Origin of the sequence: Achromobacter insolitus, assembly GCF_002209555.1 — a bacterium.
GTDB lineage: Bacteria > Pseudomonadota > Gammaproteobacteria > Burkholderiales > Burkholderiaceae_B > Achromobacter > Achromobacter insolitus.
Genome location: NZ_NJIF01000004.1, coordinates 499,318 through 515,180 on the forward strand (window position 1 = coordinate 499,318; position 15,863 = coordinate 515,180).

The following is a 15,863-nucleotide window of genomic DNA, read 5'->3' on the forward strand; positions in this document are numbered from 1 at the left end:
TCGGCGTCAGTTCAGGCCCGCGCCCTGCAAGCCGCCCGTCAGCCGCTTTTCCAGCCAGTTGGCCAAACGCAGCAGCGGGTAGCAGTAGATGAAATAGATGGCGGCGATCATGCCGTAGATGAACAGCGACTTCGCCGGAAAGGTGATGATGAAGACCTCGCCCTGGCGCGTCAGTTCGGTGATGCCCACCACCGACAGGATCGCAGTGCTTTTGATCAGCATGACGTACACGCCGCTCATGGGCTGCACGATCAGGCGCATGGCTTGCGGCAGGATGACCAGTCGCAGTATCTGGAACGGCCTCAAGCCCAGTGTCATCGCGCCTTCGGTCTGTCCGCGGGGCACGGCCTGGATGGCGCCCATGACGATCTCGGCCACATAGCAGGACGTATAGACGGACAGCGACACGAAGGCGGCCGTGCCGGAATCCCAGTGCAGCAGCTCGATGCCGGAACTGGGCAGCACGAAATAGAAGATATAGAGCTGCACCAGGAACGGCGTACCGCGCAGGATATGAATGTAGAGCCCCAGCAGCTGATGCAGGCCGCGAATGCGGTAGCTGCGGATGACGCCGATCACAAAGCCCAGCAAGGACCCCGCGATGATCGCCACGAACGAGATTTTCAAGGTTTCCCAGAAGCCCTTCAACAGAAAGGGCAGCACGACGCCGGCGGTGGAAAGATAGGAATCCAGCATGCTTACCTCGCGTTCCAGGCGGGACCCGCCAGCCAGATGCTCACGCCGCGCGACAGCAGCAACATGCAGGCATAGATCAGCAGATAGCCGGCCGCAATGGTCAGGAAGCTCTCGTTGGGCACGATGCGGTCGCTGTTCATCTGCACGCCGGCCGCGACCAGTTCGAACACCGTGATCAATGACAGCAACGAGGTGTCCTTGATCAGCACGGCGGTCTGGCCCAGCAGCGGCGGCAGCGTATTGGCAAAGGCCTGCGGCAGCACGACGTAGCGCAAGCGCTGGCGGTAGTTCATGCCGCAGGCCTTGGCGCCTTCGATCTGGCCGCGCGGCACGGACTCTATGCCCACCCGGATGATCTCGCTCATGTAGGCCGCGTGGTGCAGCGTCATGGCGATAATGCCCAACAGCATCTCGCTCCATCCCTTGGCGCCGGGCACCAGCATGGGCACCGCGTAATAGACCAGGTAGATCTGCACCAGCAAGGGAGTGGAACGAATGAATTGCACATAGGCCGCCACCGGCCGCCAGACGGCGGCGCGGGGCGACATATGGGCAAGCGCCAGCGGGATGCCGGCCAGCACCGACAGCACCAGGCTCGCGCCCGCCGCGATGAGGGTGTTGGCCAGGCCGGTGGCGAACTGGCCCGTGTACTGGCTGACGATGCGCCAGTTATAGAAGTCGATCAGCCAGTCCATGGGCTCAGTGGTCTTTCTTCCAGTCGGTCGAATACCAGTACTTCACTTGCTCGGGCAAGGTGTTGTCGGCCGTCTTCAACGTCTGCCAGTTGTCGAGCCAGAACTTCAGGCGGAACGCGTTGGGGCCGACGGCGAACGCCAGGGGCTCCCGCACCATGATGCCGTCCAGCACGCGCAGATTGCCGAAGTCCACCAGGAACTGGTTGGCGGTCGACAGAGACATGATCCCGGCATCCAGGCGGCCGCTGGACAGGGCCTGTCCCACCGGCGCGCTGCCGCCCGAAAACTCCTTCATGGTCGCCTTGGGCAGCATCTTCTTGCCCACTTCCGCATAGGTGCTGGCACCCAGCACGCCCACGGTCACGCCATCCTTATTGAGTTCCTCATATGACTTATAGGGCGAATCCTTGGGCACCACGGCCACGGTGTCGGCATAGAACATCGGCGTGGAGAACAGCACCTGGGCCGCGCGCTGCGGGGTGGGCGTCATGTCGGCGGCCACCATGTCGGCCTTGCCGGACAGGAGCGCCGGGATCAATCCCTTCCATTCATAGTCCTGAAGCACCAGCTTCACGCCCAGGTCGTCGGCCATGCGCTTGGCCACTTCCACGGCCAGGCCGGTGCGCTTGCCGCTCTTGTCCATGAAACTCATCAGCGGCCCCGAGGTCTGCACCGCGACCCGCAACTCTCCGCGCTTGAGGATGTCGCCCAGTTCGTCGGCCTGCGCGGGCAGGGCCACGGAAGCGGCTGCCAGGGCGATGCCGGCCACGCCCAGCCATTGTTTGATTTTCAGCATTTACTACCCCTTGTGATGAATGGACTCATGTCATTCCGGGCAAAGCACAGCGCGCCGGCAGCGCCCGGATCAGCCGGACCGGCCCTGGTTACCGCCGGACGCCGCGCACGCGCGGGCCGCCCGTTGCTTCCTTGCTGCTACAGAATCTTCTCGAGAAAGGCGCGGGTGCGCGCTTCCCTCGGGTGGCTGAACACCTGCTCGGGCGTACCCATTTCCACGATGCGGCCGGCGTCCATGAAGAGCGCGCGGTCGCCCACGTCGCGGGCGAAACCCATTTCGTGGGTCACCACGGCCATGGTCATGCCGTCGCGCGCCAGCGCGCGCATCAGTTCAAGAATGCCTCCCACGGTTTCGGGGTCGAGCGCCGAAGTGGCCTCGTCGAACAACATCAGCTTGGGGTCCATGGCCAGCGCGCGTGCAATCGCCACGCGCTGCTGCTGGCCGCCGGAGAGCTGGCTGGGATAGCGCGCGCCGTAGTCGCCCATGCCAACGCGCCCCAGCAGTTCGCGGGCGTAGCGTTCGGCATCGGCGCGGGTACGGCCGCGCACCACGCGCTGGGGTAGCGCGACGTTGTCCAGCGCAGTACGGTGTTGGAACAGGTTGAAGTGCTGGAACACCATGCCGACTTCGGTGCGCCAGAGGTTGACGTCGGTGGCCGGGTCCGAGAGCGACACCCCATCCACCCGGATGGTGCCGCTGTCGATGCTCTCCAGGCCGTTCAGCGTGCGCAACAGGGTGCTCTTGCCGGAACCGGACGGTCCGACCACCACCATGACCTCGCCGCGCCCAAGCTGGCAGTCGATGCCATCCAACGCCAGATGCGGGGCCTGCCCGTCGCGCTGATAGGTCTTGCTGACTGCCTGGACGACCAGCAGAGGTTCCGCCACGGATCCACCTTCGGATGAGTGCTGCCTTGGTTAAAAAGGTTTCGCAATTCACGCTGGAGTTTCGTATAGTAAATTTTTTTCCAGAATCGCCACTTAGGCATAACCCTTAAGCGAAGACAGGCTCTTCGCAGGCAACCCAAGGAACCGGCATGGACACTCCCCAAGACATCCTGCGCGCGCTCGGGCTGAACCCGGAATCGCTCACCGGCGGCACGCTGCGCGCGCGCAGCCCGATCGATGGCGCCGAACTGGCCCAGGTCCACGAGCACACGGTCGCCCAGGCCCATTCCGCCATCACCCGCGCGCGTCAGGCCAGCTTGGCGTGGCGCGATGTGCCGGCTCCGCGCCGCGGCGAGCTGCTGCGCCTGTTTGGCGAAACGCTGCGCCAGCACAAGCGCGAACTGGGCCGCCTGGTCAGCCTGGAAGCCGGCAAGATCGTCGCCGAAGGCGAAGGCGAAGTTCAGGAAATGATCGACATCTGCGATTTCGCCGTGGGCCTGTCGCGCCAGCTGTACGGCCTGACCATCGCCTCCGAGCGCCCCGGCCACCGCATGATGGAAACCTGGCACCCCCTGGGCGTGGTCGGCGTGATCAGCGCGTTCAACTTCCCCGTGGCCGTGTGGTCCTGGAATGCCGCGCTGGCGCTGGTTTGCGGCAATGCCGTGGTCTGGAAGCCGTCGGAAAAAACCCCCTTGACCGCGCTGGCCTGCCAGGCGCTCTTCACCCAGGCCGCGCAACGCTTCGGCGACGCGCCCGCCGGGCTGTCCGAAGTGCTGATCGGCGGCCGCGACATTGGCGAAGCCCTGGTGGATTCGCACGCCGTGGCCCTGGTGTCGGCCACGGGTTCGACCCGCATGGGCCGCCAGGTGGGGCCGCGCGTGGCGCAGCGCTTCGGCCGCGTGCTGCTGGAGCTGGGCGGCAACAACGCCATCATCGTCGGCCCCACGGCCGACCTGGACATGGCCGCGCGCGGCATCGTGTTCGGCGCCATCGGCACGGCCGGCCAGCGCTGCACGACCACGCGCCGCCTCATCGTGCACGAGAGCGTGGCAAACGACCTGGTGCAACGCCTGCACAAGGCCTATGCCAGCGCCACCATCGGCAATCCGCTGGACAGCGCCACGCTGGTTGGTCCGCTGATCGACCGCGTGTCTTTTGACGCCATGCAGGCCGCGCTTACGGCCGCGCGCGAACAGGGCGGCAAAGTCACCGGCGGTGAACGCGTGCTGGCCGAGCAGTATCCGGATGCCTGGTACGTGCGCCCTGCCATCGCCGAGATGCCGGGCCAGACCGACGTGGTCTGCCACGAAACCTTCGCCCCCATTCTGTACGTGATGCGCTACACCGATTTCAGCCAGGCACTGGCCTTGCAGAACGGCGTGCCCCAGGGCCTGTCGTCGGCCATCTTCACCAATGACCTGCGCGAGGCCGAGACCTTCCTGTCCGCGGCGGGTTCTGACTGCGGCATTGCCAACGTCAACATCGGCACATCGGGCGCCGAGATCGGCGGAGCCTTCGGCGGCGAAAAGGAAACCGGCGGCGGCCGCGAATCGGGTTCCGATGCGTGGCGCAACTACATGCGCCGCGCGACCAACACGATCAACTATTCGCGCCAACTGCCCCTGGCCCAGGGCATCAAGTTCGGCGAATAAGCTCCGGCCGCGTGGCTTCGATAAGCCCCCGCGCGTGCGCCGCCACGCGCGGGGGCTTACGCTTTCTACATACGATTAGCCAGCCTTACAAACTGTTGCGGGGGTCGATGCTACATTTCCTGGTCACAAAACCCTGTTAAGACCCGATGACCACAAGCCGTCCTGCACGTTCCGCCCTCCTCTTGCGCACCCTTGCCGCCGCCCTGGCCATGGGCCTGGCTGGCGCAGCCACCGCGGGCGTGTCATACCGGCTCGATCGCCCCTCGGCCGCCCCCGGCGAAACCGTCACGATCGAAGCGGTGTACTTCAATGAAGGCACCGCCCGCTCCAATTGGGAAGCGCCGCCGGAACTGGTGCTGCAATGGCGCGGCCAGGACGGCCAGATCGTGCGCAGCCTGGCCAAGTTGCGTGGCGGCCCCGCCAGCTTCAGCGTGCCGGTCAACAACTTCGCGCGCATGGCCTGGACCGCCGTCGTACCCGCCACGGCCAAGGGCCTCCAGGCTGTGTCCATCGAAGGGCAGCCTGCCATGATGGCGCTGGACGCCACCGGACGCGACAGCGGCACGCTGGCCAGCACGCCCGCGCAGGGCCCGGTTGTGGATGCCGCCAGCGGCCAGCCCGTGCCAGCCGCCGCCGTGGCCGCCGTCGGCGCTTCGCCCGAAGGCGGCCCCTCGCCCGAGGCCTCCGCCGTGCCAACCGTACAGCAGCAGACCGCGTTCGACCGCTTCCGCAGCTCGATCTCTGAATACAAGCCGGTGTACTTCGACATCGGCACCCGCGGGCAGACGACCGCCCGTTTCCAGATCAGCGCCAAGTACCGCCTTTTCAGCCCCGCAGGCGACCGCCCGGCGACCTGGGACGAGAACTTCTACCTGGCGTATACGCAGACCTCGCTATGGGACCTGCAGGGCGATTCCATGCCCTTCATCGACACCACGTTCAATCCCAGCGCCTTCTGGCTGTCCGACAATATCTGGACGTCCGCCAACCAGAACTGGCGCTTCGGCATGAACACCGGCGTGGAACACAACTCCAACGGCAAGGACGGCGCGGATTCGCGCTCGCTCAATGACGGCTACATCGAGCCGCGCTTCCATTACCGTTTCGACGGTGGCAGCACGCTCACCTTCGCCCCCAGGGTCAAGGCCTACTTCGGCGTCGCCAGCGAGAACAGCGATTACTCCGACTACGCCGGCCACGTCGACTGGCAGTTGCGCTGGGCGCAGGACAATGGCGCAGTCGTGTCCGCCATGTACCGCCAGGGCGACCAGAAGCGCCGCACCACCCAGCTGGATTTCGCGTGGCCGCTGCAACGCACGTGGCTGAACATGAACGGCTATCTGCATCTGCAATACTTCAACGGCTACGGCGAAACGCTGCTCGGCTACAACCAGCGCAACGAATCGCAGTTCCGGGTCGGCCTGTCGCTGGTGCCCTAAGACCCACCGGGCCTGCCTTCAGGGCCTGCCTCAGGCATAAGGGGCGGCAAGTCCCGCCCCTAGCCTTCCACCGCCAATTCTTCCCAGCCCAGCTCGCGCGTGCGTTCCAGCGCCGCCGTGACCTGGGCCGCGGCCGAACGCACTGCTTCGACCAGATACTGCCCCGTCAACAGCCGCGCCGTCACGCCGGCCATGAACACGTCGCCCGTGCCATGCACCGAAGGCGGGATGGCGATCTCCGGGTGCGTCACGACCGTGGCCTCATCCCGCGTCACGACCGCCAATTGCAACGTGCCGGCTGCCGCGGCCATGGGCGCGGCGCTGGTCACCACGATCCAGTCCGGACCGCGCGCAATCAACTCGCGGGCGGCGGCCACCACTTCTTCGATCGACGACAAGGCTCTTCCTACCAGCAGTTCCAGTTCGAAGTGGTTCGGCGTCATGCCGTCGGCCAAAGGCACCAGCAGATCGCGGTACTGTTGGACCAACCCCTCGTTCACGTACAGGCCGTCGTTGCGGTCGCCCATGACGGGATCGATGTGCACTTTCAGGTCCGGGCGCGAGGCTCGCAGCGCCGGCAGCCAGCCGGCCAGCAGCCCGGCCTGCCCGGGCTGGCCCAGGTAACCGCAGACCACCGCGCGCGCCCTGCGGGTAACGCCACGCTCGTCCAGACCTTGCAACAGCCCTTCGAACCAATCCAGCGGCACCGCGCCGCCGTGCAAGGTCGGATAGTGGGGCGTGTTGCTCAGGATGACCGTAGGCACCGCGATCGCGCGCAGGCCCGCTTTGCGGAAAACCGGCATGGCGGCGTTGTTGCCGACGCAGCCATACACAACCTGGGATTGGACGGAAACGATATCCACCTGCGCGGTAACGGCGGGGATTGCGCTCATGGGGCTATGCTCCTGGAGGACCGCGGCTCGCGCCAGCCTACATGCGGGTGATGAAATAGATCTTCTTGACGAACTGGTCCACTTCCCAGCGTCCGGTATAGCCTTCGGGCATGACGAAGGCCTCGCCCACGGTCAGTTCGTGCACGGTGCCGTCCGGATCGACCAGGCGCGCCGAGCCCTCGACGATGTAGCCGAATTCGATATAGCCCGTGGTGTTGGACTGGAACACGCCAGCCGTGCTTTCCCACACGCCAGCCTCGGCCTTCCCGCCGTTGCCTTCAAAGGCGGTCACGGTGCGGAACGCCGCATCGCCTGAAATCGGGCGGCGCGGCTTGCCGGGCACGGGATTCTTCATGGGACCGGCGTCGATGCGGACGAGCCGCGATTGATCATTCTTCATGGCAGTTCCTGTATGCGGATAGAGGGAGAGTCCGGCGTCGCGCTCAGTGCGCAGCCACCACCAGCACTTCGGCCAAGGCCCGGCTGACGGTGCGCATGCGGTGCGGCAGTTCGGAATCGAAATAGACGGAATCCCCAGTTTCCAGGCGGAATTGACGTTCGCCCACCTGGACTTCGATGGCGCCTTTGAGCACCAACAGGAATTCCTCGCCGGGGTGCGGAAACACCGCGGTCGCGTCGGGAAAATCGCGAGGCGGATGCACCACAAAGGGCTCCATCGCCTTGACCTTGCGGCGCCCGGCCAGCGACTCGTAGTGATACTCGCTGCCCAGGCCCCGGCGTTGCAGCGCTTCGCGGTCCGCCACCCTGACCACGCTGACCACTTCTTCTTGCGCGGCGTCATCCGAGCCCACCAGTTCCGAGACCCCCAGGCCGTAGGCTTCCGCCAGCCGCAGCACGGTGGAAATGGAGGGTTCGCTCAAGCCCCGCTCCAGTTTGGAGAGGTAGCTTTTGGTCAGGCCCGTGCGCTGCGCCAGCTGTTCCAGGGACAAGGTTTGCTGGCGGCGCAAGGCGCGCAGGCGGTGCGGCAGGTCTATCATGGGCGGGGTTGCGATACGGTCGCGGAATACGACCGGTAAGCATGCCCTAATCCGGCTCCGCCGTCGAGCCGGCCCCGCGCCCTGCCGCCCTCAAGCCAGCACGTCGGGGTGCGCCCGCAGTGCGCGCCGCGCGTAATACGAAAAACCGACCTGCGACCGCTTGGGCGTCAGGATCCAGTCATGCGCCTCGCGGCCCAGCGCCGGGGGGATGGGCTGGATCTTGCCGGCGGCCATGGCCAGCAATTGCATGCGCGCGGCCCGCTCGAACTGCAGGGCCAGCACGCAGGCCTCTTCCACCGACCCCGCCGCGATCAACATGCCGTGGTGCGACAGCAGGATGGCACGCTTGGAGCCCAACGCAGCGGAAATGATCTCGCCTTCCTCGTTGCCCACCGGCACGCCGGGCCAGTCCTTCAGGAAAGCCACATCGTCATACAGCGGGCAGTTGTCCATATGAGAGATTTCCAGCGGCACCTCCAGCATCGACAGCGACGCGGCGTGCAGCGGATGGGTATGGATGATGCAGTTCACGTCGGGACGCGCGCGATAGATCCACGAATGGAAGCGATTGGCCGGATTCGGCATGCCACCGCCTTCCTGCACGCGCAGGTCCTCGTCCACCAGCAACAGGTTGCTGGCCGTGATCTCGTCAAAGCCCAGTCCCAGGCGCTGCGTGAAGTAGCGGTCCGGTTCCGGCGCGCGGGCCGTGATCTGCCCGGCCAGCCCGGAATCATGCCCCCCGTCGAAGAGGATGCGGCAGGTCAGCGCCAGGCGTTCGCGCAAGCTCCATTCCGGCGTCTCGAATTGGCGCTGCATTTCGGCTTTCGCCCGCGCGATCAGTTCGTCCTTGCCCAGGTGCATCGTATCGGCCATTGTGGTCACTCCCAAGATTGTGTCTGTGTCATGCCGCTTCAATCAGCGGCGTAAAACCGGGCAAGGCGCGCATGCGCGCCAGCCAGGCGTTGATGTGGGCAAAGCCGGACAGGTCGTAGCCGCCCTCGGCCGCCATGCTCGTGTATGGATACAGCGCGATGTCGGCGATGGTTGGCGTGGTTCCCACCAGATAGCTGCGTCCAGCCAGATGCGCGTCCATCAGCGCCGCCGCCTTCATGCCGATCTCGCGCCACGCCCGCATGGCGGGATCGTCAACCTGCGCCGTGCGGCGCAAGTGGATCAGCAGCCGCGGCTGCGCGAAGGCGTGCATATGCTGGGTCTGCTCGAAGCTCAGCCAACTGCTGACCTGTGCCTGCTCCAGGCGGCCGGCGGGCAGCCAGGGCGTGTCCGTTCCCAGATACCAGAGGATGGCTTGAGACTCGGCCAGCCACTGGCCCTCCGGCGTCAAGAGGGCAGGCACCTGCCGCCATGGATTGATGCGCGCAAACGCCTCGGTCTCCAGGTCACCCTGCACGATATCGAAAGTGCGCCGCGTCACGGCAAGGCCCATGTAACCGCAGGCCAGCCGGATCTTCCAGGCATTGCCCGAACGCAGCGTATCTGCCAGTTCCAGCGGCTTGCCCGCGAGAGGATGCGGTATCTGGTTCATCGTCAATCCATCTTGATGTTGGCGCGCTTCACAATCTCGGTCCACTTGGCTTTCTCGCCGGCGATGAAGCGCTGATACTCATCCGGCTTGCCCGTGTACAGCTGCGTCCCCTGGGATGCGAGCCGTTCCTTCAATTCCGGCGAGGCCAGAGTCTTCTGCAGCGCCGCATTCAGCTTTTCCAGCACTTCAGGCGGCGTGCCCGCAGGCGCGAAGAACGCATTCCACGAACTGATCTGCAGCGCCGCATCGCCCACCTCGCTGCTGGCGGGGACGTCCGGCGCCGAAGGCAGGCGCTTGTCGGCAGCCACCGTCAGGGCACGCAGTTTGCCCGATGCCGCATGCGGCATGATCACGGGACTGGCATCCATCACCACGTCGACCTGCTCGCCGATGGCGGCGTTGACGGCCTCGCTGCCGCTCTTGAACGGCACGTGCACGATGTCCAGCCCTGCCGTCAGCTTCAGCAACTCCAGGCCCAGATGCGGCGAACTCGCGTTGCCCGCCGAACCGAAATTCAGCTTGGCCGGGTTGGCCTTGGCGTAGGCCACGAACTCCCCGAACGTCTTCGCCGGCACGCCCGCCCGAACCGCAAGCAGATACGGCGACCCCGACACCATGCCCACCGGCGCGAACTTGTCCGCGTCGTAGCTGAGCTTGCTGTAGATCAGCGGGTTGACCACTTGCGTGCCCACCGTGCCCATGAAGATCGTATAGCCGTCGGCCGGCGCGGTCGCCGCCACCTGCGCCGCAATCACGCCGCCCGCGCCCGGCCGGTTCTCGATCACGATACCCTGCCCCAGCACGTCGCCCATGCCCTTGCCCACCTGGCGCGCCACGATGTCCGTGATCCCGCCCGCGCCAAAAGGCACCACCAGCCGTATCGGCCGGTCCGGATACGCCGCCTGTGCGCCACTTCCCGCCATCGCGGCAACCAATGCCAGCGAGCCGGCAATTCCCGAAATCTTCATGTCATCCCCCTACGGGCGCCGCCGATCGGCACCATCATGACACGAAGTGTCCTATAGGATATTGATTTTCCGCAAGAGGAAATAGGATGAGGGAAAACCCTTGGTACGAGGAATAAAGCGCGCCTTTGTCGTCTGCCAGCTGCTCGACCGCCTTGGAGTACGGAACCCTCTTGCGATTCGACACCATCACGAGAATGCGCAGGTGATATCGTGTTTGACGCGATCGTTGCAGACTCTGCCTTCCGCAAGAGTCCACCTTGCCCGGTTGCCCAGCCAACAAAGGAAACGACACCATGGCATACGTAACTACGAAGGATGGAACCGAGATCTTTTATAAGGATTGGGGCCCCAAAGACGCGCAGCCTATTCATTTTCATCATGGCTGGCCGCTCAGCGCCGATGACTGGGACAACCAGATGCTGTTCTTCCTCAAGGAAGGCTTCCGCGTCGTCGCCCACGATCGACGCGGGCATGGCCGCTCATCGCAGGTCAGCGAAGGCCACGACATGGACCACTATGCCGCCGATGCCTCGGCGGTCGCCGAACATCTCGACCTCCGCAATGCTATCCATATCGGTCACTCGACCGGTGGCGGCCAAGTCGCCCGCTACGTCGCGCAGCACGGCCAGCCGCAAGGGCGTGTCGCCAAGGCCGTTCTCGTCAGCGCCGTGCCGCCTCTGATGGTCAAGACCGACGCCAACCCGAACGGCACGCCGCTTGAGGTGTTCGACGGATTTCGCGCCGCGCTCGCGGCGAACCGGGCACAGTTCTTCCGCGATGTACCGGCAGGCCCTTTCTACGGGTACAACCGTTCCGGCGCCCAGCCATCGCAAGGCGTGATCGAGAATTGGTGGCGTCAAGGCATGATGGGCAGCGCCAAGGCGCATTACGAAGGCATCAAAGCCTTCTCCGAAACCGACCAGACCGAGGATTTGAAGGCGATCACCGTCCCGACCCTGGTGATGCAGGGCGATGACGATCAGATCGTTCCCTATCAATGCGCGGCCGTCATGCAAGACAAGCTTCTGCGAAACAGCACATTGATTATCTATCCTGGCTTCTCGCACGGAATGCTCACCGTGAACGCTGATGTCGTGAACGCAGACCTTCTGAAGTTCATCCGCGGATAAACTCGGCGCGCCGGGCTCTCCGCCCGGCGCATTCCTCCGGCAGCGCCTGTACCTCTACATCACGCGCACGCCCAAAAACTCGATCGGTCGCCCGGCCTGCTCCGTGGAGATCACCTAACCTTTCAGCGCGCTGGTAAGGTCGTATACCGTGACGCTGCCCAGGTCGGCAAGGCACGGATCCGTGCCCTGGAAATGGGCCGCTTTCAAGCCGCAGCCCCGCCGGACAATTGTTGTTACACAATCCTTGTGCAAATATTGCACCTTGGTGATGTAGTGACACAATTCGCAGGGCTTGCAAACCCGTGGGCGGCAGCGGGCAACAGGCCGGCTCCCTTTCGGAGAACCCGAAGTCCATGTCGACCTATATGGAAGCGTTCCTGAGCGGCATCGCCCTCTTGCTTTTCGCCGCCATACTGGTCTTGCTGCATGTCGCGCGGGGGGTGCGGGCCGAAGCGCGGCGCCTGCGCGCCGATGTCCAGGAGGCCCGGGCATCCCACAAGATGCAGGCGCGTCTACTGGACGCCACCCCCACGCTGATCGCCGCCTTGGATGGAATGAACCGCTATCTGAGTGTGAACCAGGCTTTCGAGGAAATGGTGGGGCTGGACCGCAGCCGGCTGATCGGAGCAAAGGCTGGATCCCTGCAAGGCGTCGCCGGGTCGCTGGGTGCCCAATTAGAAGCGTTCGCTGCCCAATGTGTCGTGGCGGACCAGGCAATCACCGAGGTCATCGAGGTGCGCGCCGCCAACGGGCGGGCCATCGAGGGCATGTTGATCGTACAGCCCTTTCACGGCGATGACGGCACTCCTCGCGGGGCCCTGGTCGCCCTGGTCGATGTCAGCGCGCGCCTTGCAGCAGAACGCGAAGCCCGCGAAATCAAAGACACCGTGGAAGACTTGACGCAAACCCTGCCCATGGCGTTTTTTCGGATTCGGGAGGAGCCCGGCGGCCATCGCTGGGTCCCGTATCTGGTGGGGCAAACAGAGAAATTCCTGCGCCAGTCGTCTCGCGAAATCCTCGAACGGTCCAGCGGGGGAAACCTGCCCAGCGTACTGGAAGCCCACTGGCCGGCAGCCCACGCAGCGGCGGACGCATCCCGCGATAGCGGTGGACCGATACAGATCGACCTGGAAACGCATCGCGCGAACGACGACGGATGGGTAAGGATCGGCACCGCCCTGCCCCGGCGCCTGCCGGACGGTTCGGTCCTCTGGAATGGGTATCTGATGGACGTCACGCAAGAGCATCGTGATGCGGAAGCGCTCAGTCGCGCCAAGGCCGAAGCCGATGCAAACGCCCAGGCCAAGTCCCGCTTTCTTGCCGCGATGAGCCACGAAATCCGCACGCCATTGGCAACGACGCTGGGCGCGCTGGAGCTGTTGCGCGACACCCCCATGGACGACTACCAGCGCCAACAGGTCGATCTGGCGGACAGTGCTTCCCGGCTCCTGATCGAAATTCTCGGCGATATCCTCGACTTCTCGCGCCTGGAGGACGGGCCGGTGCCGGTGGAATCGATACCGTACAGCGTGCGGGACGTCCTGGACCAGGTGACCCACATCTTCTCGGCCAAGGCGCGGGAGAAGGGTTTGACGCTGGACGTGTGCGTCGCGCCCGAGGTGGCCGCGCAGTACCAGGGAGACCCCGTACGCGTGAAGCAGATCCTCTTGAACCTGATCGGCAATGCGATCAAGTTCACCGTAAGCGGCGGGATCAATGTCACCGTGAAGGCGGCACCCAACGCCCCTGCGGCCGGCGCGTCCGTCCAGACTATCCTCGTTTCGGTGTCCGATACCGGCATCGGGATTTCAGCCGAAGCGCAGAGCCGCCTGTTCCGCCCCTTTTCGCAGGCGGATGCATCGACAGTGCGCCAATATGGAGGCAGCGGGCTGGGGCTGGCCATCTGTTCGCGCCTGAGCCGGCTGATGGGTGGGAGCATCCAGGTGCAAAGCACTGAAGGCGTCGGCAGCCGCTTCGACGTCACCTTGCCCCTGCATGTACTGCGGCTCACCCCGCCAGATTCCATATTGACGGGCAAGCGCATCCGCATAGACGTGCACCGCGCGGCGGACGACGCGGCCCTCCAGGCATATGCCCAAACACTGGGCATGCGGCCGGTCGAGCCTCCCAGTCCGTCCGATCTCCACATCGTCGAATTGCCGCAGCCGGGGCCGGCTCCGCTGCCCGCCACCCTGTATTTCGCCCCCGACGGATATTCGCCCGAAAACCTGCCGCCAGGAACGCCGCCGGCGCTCGTCGTCGCAGGCGGGCCCGTGCGATTTGGCGAACTATTGCAAGCCTGTCTTGGCGCGTTGCAGACGGAGCATCCTGTTACCAAACCCTCTGTCCCGCTACGGGAAAATGGCGCCGATCCAGAAACGAGGCGGATACTGATCGTAGAAGACCATTTGCCTTATCAGATAGTGATTCGAAACATGGTGGACAAGCTAGGATGGCCTGCGGATGTGGTCGCAGACGGCAGGCAGGCGTTGAATCAGCTGGAACGTGTGCAATATGCGTTGATGCTGACGGATTGCCATATGCCCGACATGGACGGCTTTGAACTGACCCGTCGCGTTCGCGACCACGAAGATGCCCGCATCCGCGCCCTGCCCGTTGTCGGCTTGAGCGCCGACGTCCAGAGCGAATACGTGGAGCGCTTGCGGCAAGCTGGGCTCAATGACTTCCTGGTCAAGCCCGTCAACCTTTCCACGCTGCGCGAGTGCATAGGGAGGTGGACCAATGAATCCCGCTGACCCGGGCCGGACGATCCGGCCTTTTCGACACCAGCCCCTTACCGAACGGAGTCGCACTTGACCACTGTACTCGTCGTAGACGACCACCCTTCTTTGCGCCTCGTCTTGAAGACGCACCTGACGCAGGTGCTGGGCGTGACAGGCATACTGGAAGCCGACAATGGCCAGTCCACGATACAGACCGTCAAGGACAGCCACCCCGGCCTGGTCATCCTGGACATAGACATCCCGAAGATCAATGGACTGGACGTGATTCCGCGCATCAAATCGATCCAGCCGGACATCCGCATCCTGGTGGTGTCGGGACAGGATCAGTCCGTTTTTTCGCCTCGCGTGAAGCTTGCCGGCGCCAACGGCTATGTCAGCAAATCGCAAGAGATATCCGAGATTCTTCGCTGCGTCGAAGCCGTCCTGGCAGGCTACACCGTGTTTCCGAACACCGAGGCGCAACACACTTCACGCCAGCCTGGCGCAACGGATAACGTGGACCGCCTGAGCCGCCTGTCGGACAAGGAGATCGTCATCATGCAAATGCTGGCGCGCGGTATGTCCAACAAGGAAATCGGCGAAGCGCTTTTCATCAGCAACAAAACCGTCAGCACGCACAAGACACGCATCATGGAAAAACTGAAGGTACAAACACTGCTTGAATTGATCGACTTCGCCCGCCAGTGCGGAATTTCCCACTGAATACCGTGGTTGTCTCAGGAAGTATGGGATGAACCTCGCCCTCGTTCTCGGACCTGATCCTGCAAGGTTGCACGAATTGAGTACCCGCCTGGAAGGACTGGGCTTAGTGGTCGATACTTGCTCGGACGCGGCGGAGTTGTCCGGTTACCCTGCCTCGCCCCGCGTGGTCGTATGGGACCTGGGCTTGCCTCGGGCGTCAGCGGCTAGGCTGCCCGCAGCGGTCAGGGCCGCGCCAATACATCTTCGCGTTTCGCCCCTGGGCAACGCCATCCCCGACATCGAATCGCACCCCGCAAGCTCCACCACCGAGTCCGACCTCCTGCAAGCCCTACTGAACGCCGGCTATTGCTTGCCGGAGGATTCCGAATGCGCGGCCATTCCCAGTGTGCTCCACGGTCTGGTTGACGGTGACTCCGCCGTGGTGGCCGAGCTGATCGACAGCCTGACCGACACCGGGCTCGCCGACCTGGCTGCCTATCGCGTGTGCTGCGCGGACCAGGACTGGACTGGCGCCGGCACGCTGGCGCACCGCATCAAGGGCACGGCGCGGCTGGCCGGGTGCGCGTCGCTGACCCAGCTATGTGAACATGTCGAGGCCGTCACCCGGAATGGCGACGGCGCGCAGGTAGAGCGGCTTAACACCCTGTTTGAACCTTCGCTGCAACGGCTCTGCGACCAGCTGCATCGCCTGCAGCAGGCGCGCTGATCTCCAGCTTGCCG

Annotated in this window: 16 protein-coding genes; 6 read left to right on the top strand and 10 right to left on the bottom strand. The window is 64.5% G+C overall.

Annotated elements, in window-relative coordinates; genetic code table 11:
• Positions 1-6: 6 nt before the first annotated feature.
• From CEY08_RS17445 to CEY08_RS17460, 4 genes are all read right to left on the bottom strand, one after another.
• Positions 7-696: an amino acid ABC transporter permease gene (locus CEY08_RS17445; protein ID WP_076814886.1), complete on the bottom strand. Its 690-nt coding sequence runs from the start codon at positions 694-696 to the stop codon at positions 7-9.
• Between the two features lie 2 nt (positions 697-698).
• Complete coding sequence (locus CEY08_RS17450) at positions 699-1,391, bottom strand: amino acid ABC transporter permease (protein ID WP_042794589.1); 693 nt, start codon at positions 1,389-1,391, stop codon at positions 699-701.
• A 4-nt stretch (positions 1,392-1,395) separates the two neighbouring features.
• Positions 1,396-2,187, bottom strand: coding sequence for an ABC transporter substrate-binding protein (locus CEY08_RS17455; RefSeq protein WP_063640959.1), 792 nt, complete (start codon positions 2,185-2,187; stop codon positions 1,396-1,398).
• A gap of 137 nt (positions 2,188-2,324) precedes the next feature.
• Positions 2,325-3,074 carry an amino acid ABC transporter ATP-binding protein gene (locus CEY08_RS17460; protein WP_076814888.1) on the bottom strand — a complete coding sequence of 250 codons (750 nt, stop codon included), beginning with the start codon at positions 3,072-3,074 and terminating at the stop codon, positions 2,325-2,327.
• A 149-nt stretch (positions 3,075-3,223) separates the two neighbouring features.
• Here CEY08_RS17460 and amaB point away from each other — a divergent pair, with 149 nt between their 5' ends.
• On the top strand, positions 3,224-4,726 hold the full coding sequence (amaB, locus tag CEY08_RS17465) for an L-piperidine-6-carboxylate dehydrogenase (protein ID WP_042794591.1): 1,503 nt from the start codon (positions 3,224-3,226) through the stop codon (positions 4,724-4,726).
• Positions 4,727-4,872: 146 nt separating this feature from the next.
• Positions 4,873-6,165, top strand: coding sequence for a phospholipase A (locus tag CEY08_RS17470; protein WP_063640958.1), 1,293 nt, complete (start codon positions 4,873-4,875; stop codon positions 6,163-6,165).
• Between the two features lie 59 nt (positions 6,166-6,224).
• Here the strand turns inward: CEY08_RS17470 and pdxK are convergent, their stop codons facing one another.
• From pdxK to CEY08_RS17500, 6 genes are all read right to left on the bottom strand, one after another.
• Positions 6,225-7,058, bottom strand: coding sequence for a pyridoxine/pyridoxal/pyridoxamine kinase (gene pdxK / locus CEY08_RS17475; RefSeq protein ID WP_076814890.1), 834 nt, complete (start codon positions 7,056-7,058; stop codon positions 6,225-6,227).
• A 37-nt stretch (positions 7,059-7,095) separates the two neighbouring features.
• The gene (locus CEY08_RS17480; RefSeq protein WP_042794593.1) at positions 7,096-7,458 is read right to left on the bottom strand and encodes a cupin domain-containing protein; all 363 of its coding nucleotides are present in this window, start codon (positions 7,456-7,458) and stop codon (positions 7,096-7,098) included.
• 43 nt (positions 7,459-7,501) lie between these two features.
• A complete protein-coding gene (locus CEY08_RS17485; RefSeq protein ID WP_076814892.1) occupies positions 7,502-8,056 on the bottom strand; it encodes a helix-turn-helix domain-containing protein in 555 nt (184 codons plus the stop codon).
• A 90-nt stretch (positions 8,057-8,146) separates the two neighbouring features.
• Positions 8,147-8,929 (bottom strand): aldolase, encoded by a 783-nt coding sequence (locus tag CEY08_RS17490; RefSeq protein WP_042794595.1) that lies wholly within the window; start codon positions 8,927-8,929, stop codon positions 8,147-8,149.
• A 28-nt stretch (positions 8,930-8,957) separates the two neighbouring features.
• Positions 8,958-9,599 carry a glutathione S-transferase family protein gene (locus CEY08_RS17495; protein ID WP_076814894.1) on the bottom strand — a complete coding sequence of 214 codons (642 nt, stop codon included), beginning with the start codon at positions 9,597-9,599 and terminating at the stop codon, positions 8,958-8,960.
• Between the two features lie 2 nt (positions 9,600-9,601).
• Positions 9,602-10,567, bottom strand: a complete 966-nt coding sequence (locus tag CEY08_RS17500; protein WP_063640955.1) for a Bug family tripartite tricarboxylate transporter substrate binding protein — start codon at positions 10,565-10,567, stop codon at positions 9,602-9,604.
• A gap of 293 nt (positions 10,568-10,860) precedes the next feature.
• Between CEY08_RS17500 and CEY08_RS17505 the strand changes: the two genes are divergently transcribed.
• The 4 genes from CEY08_RS17505 to CEY08_RS17520 all read left to right on the top strand — a co-directional run bounded on the left by CEY08_RS17505 (position 10,861) and on the right by CEY08_RS17520 (position 15,849).
• Positions 10,861-11,697 carry an alpha/beta fold hydrolase gene (locus CEY08_RS17505; protein ID WP_076814896.1) on the top strand — a complete coding sequence of 279 codons (837 nt, stop codon included), beginning with the start codon at positions 10,861-10,863 and terminating at the stop codon, positions 11,695-11,697.
• A gap of 302 nt (positions 11,698-11,999) precedes the next feature.
• Positions 12,000-14,453, top strand: a complete 2,454-nt coding sequence (locus tag CEY08_RS17510) for a PAS domain-containing sensor histidine kinase (RefSeq protein WP_126389568.1) — start codon at positions 12,000-12,002, stop codon at positions 14,451-14,453.
• A gap of 57 nt (positions 14,454-14,510) precedes the next feature.
• Positions 14,511-15,143: a response regulator transcription factor gene (locus CEY08_RS17515; protein ID WP_076814900.1), complete on the top strand. Its 633-nt coding sequence runs from the start codon at positions 14,511-14,513 to the stop codon at positions 15,141-15,143.
• 28 nt (positions 15,144-15,171) lie between these two features.
• Positions 15,172-15,849, top strand: coding sequence for an Hpt domain-containing protein (locus CEY08_RS17520; RefSeq protein ID WP_076814902.1), 678 nt, complete (start codon positions 15,172-15,174; stop codon positions 15,847-15,849).
• Positions 15,850-15,863 lie beyond the last annotated feature (14 nt).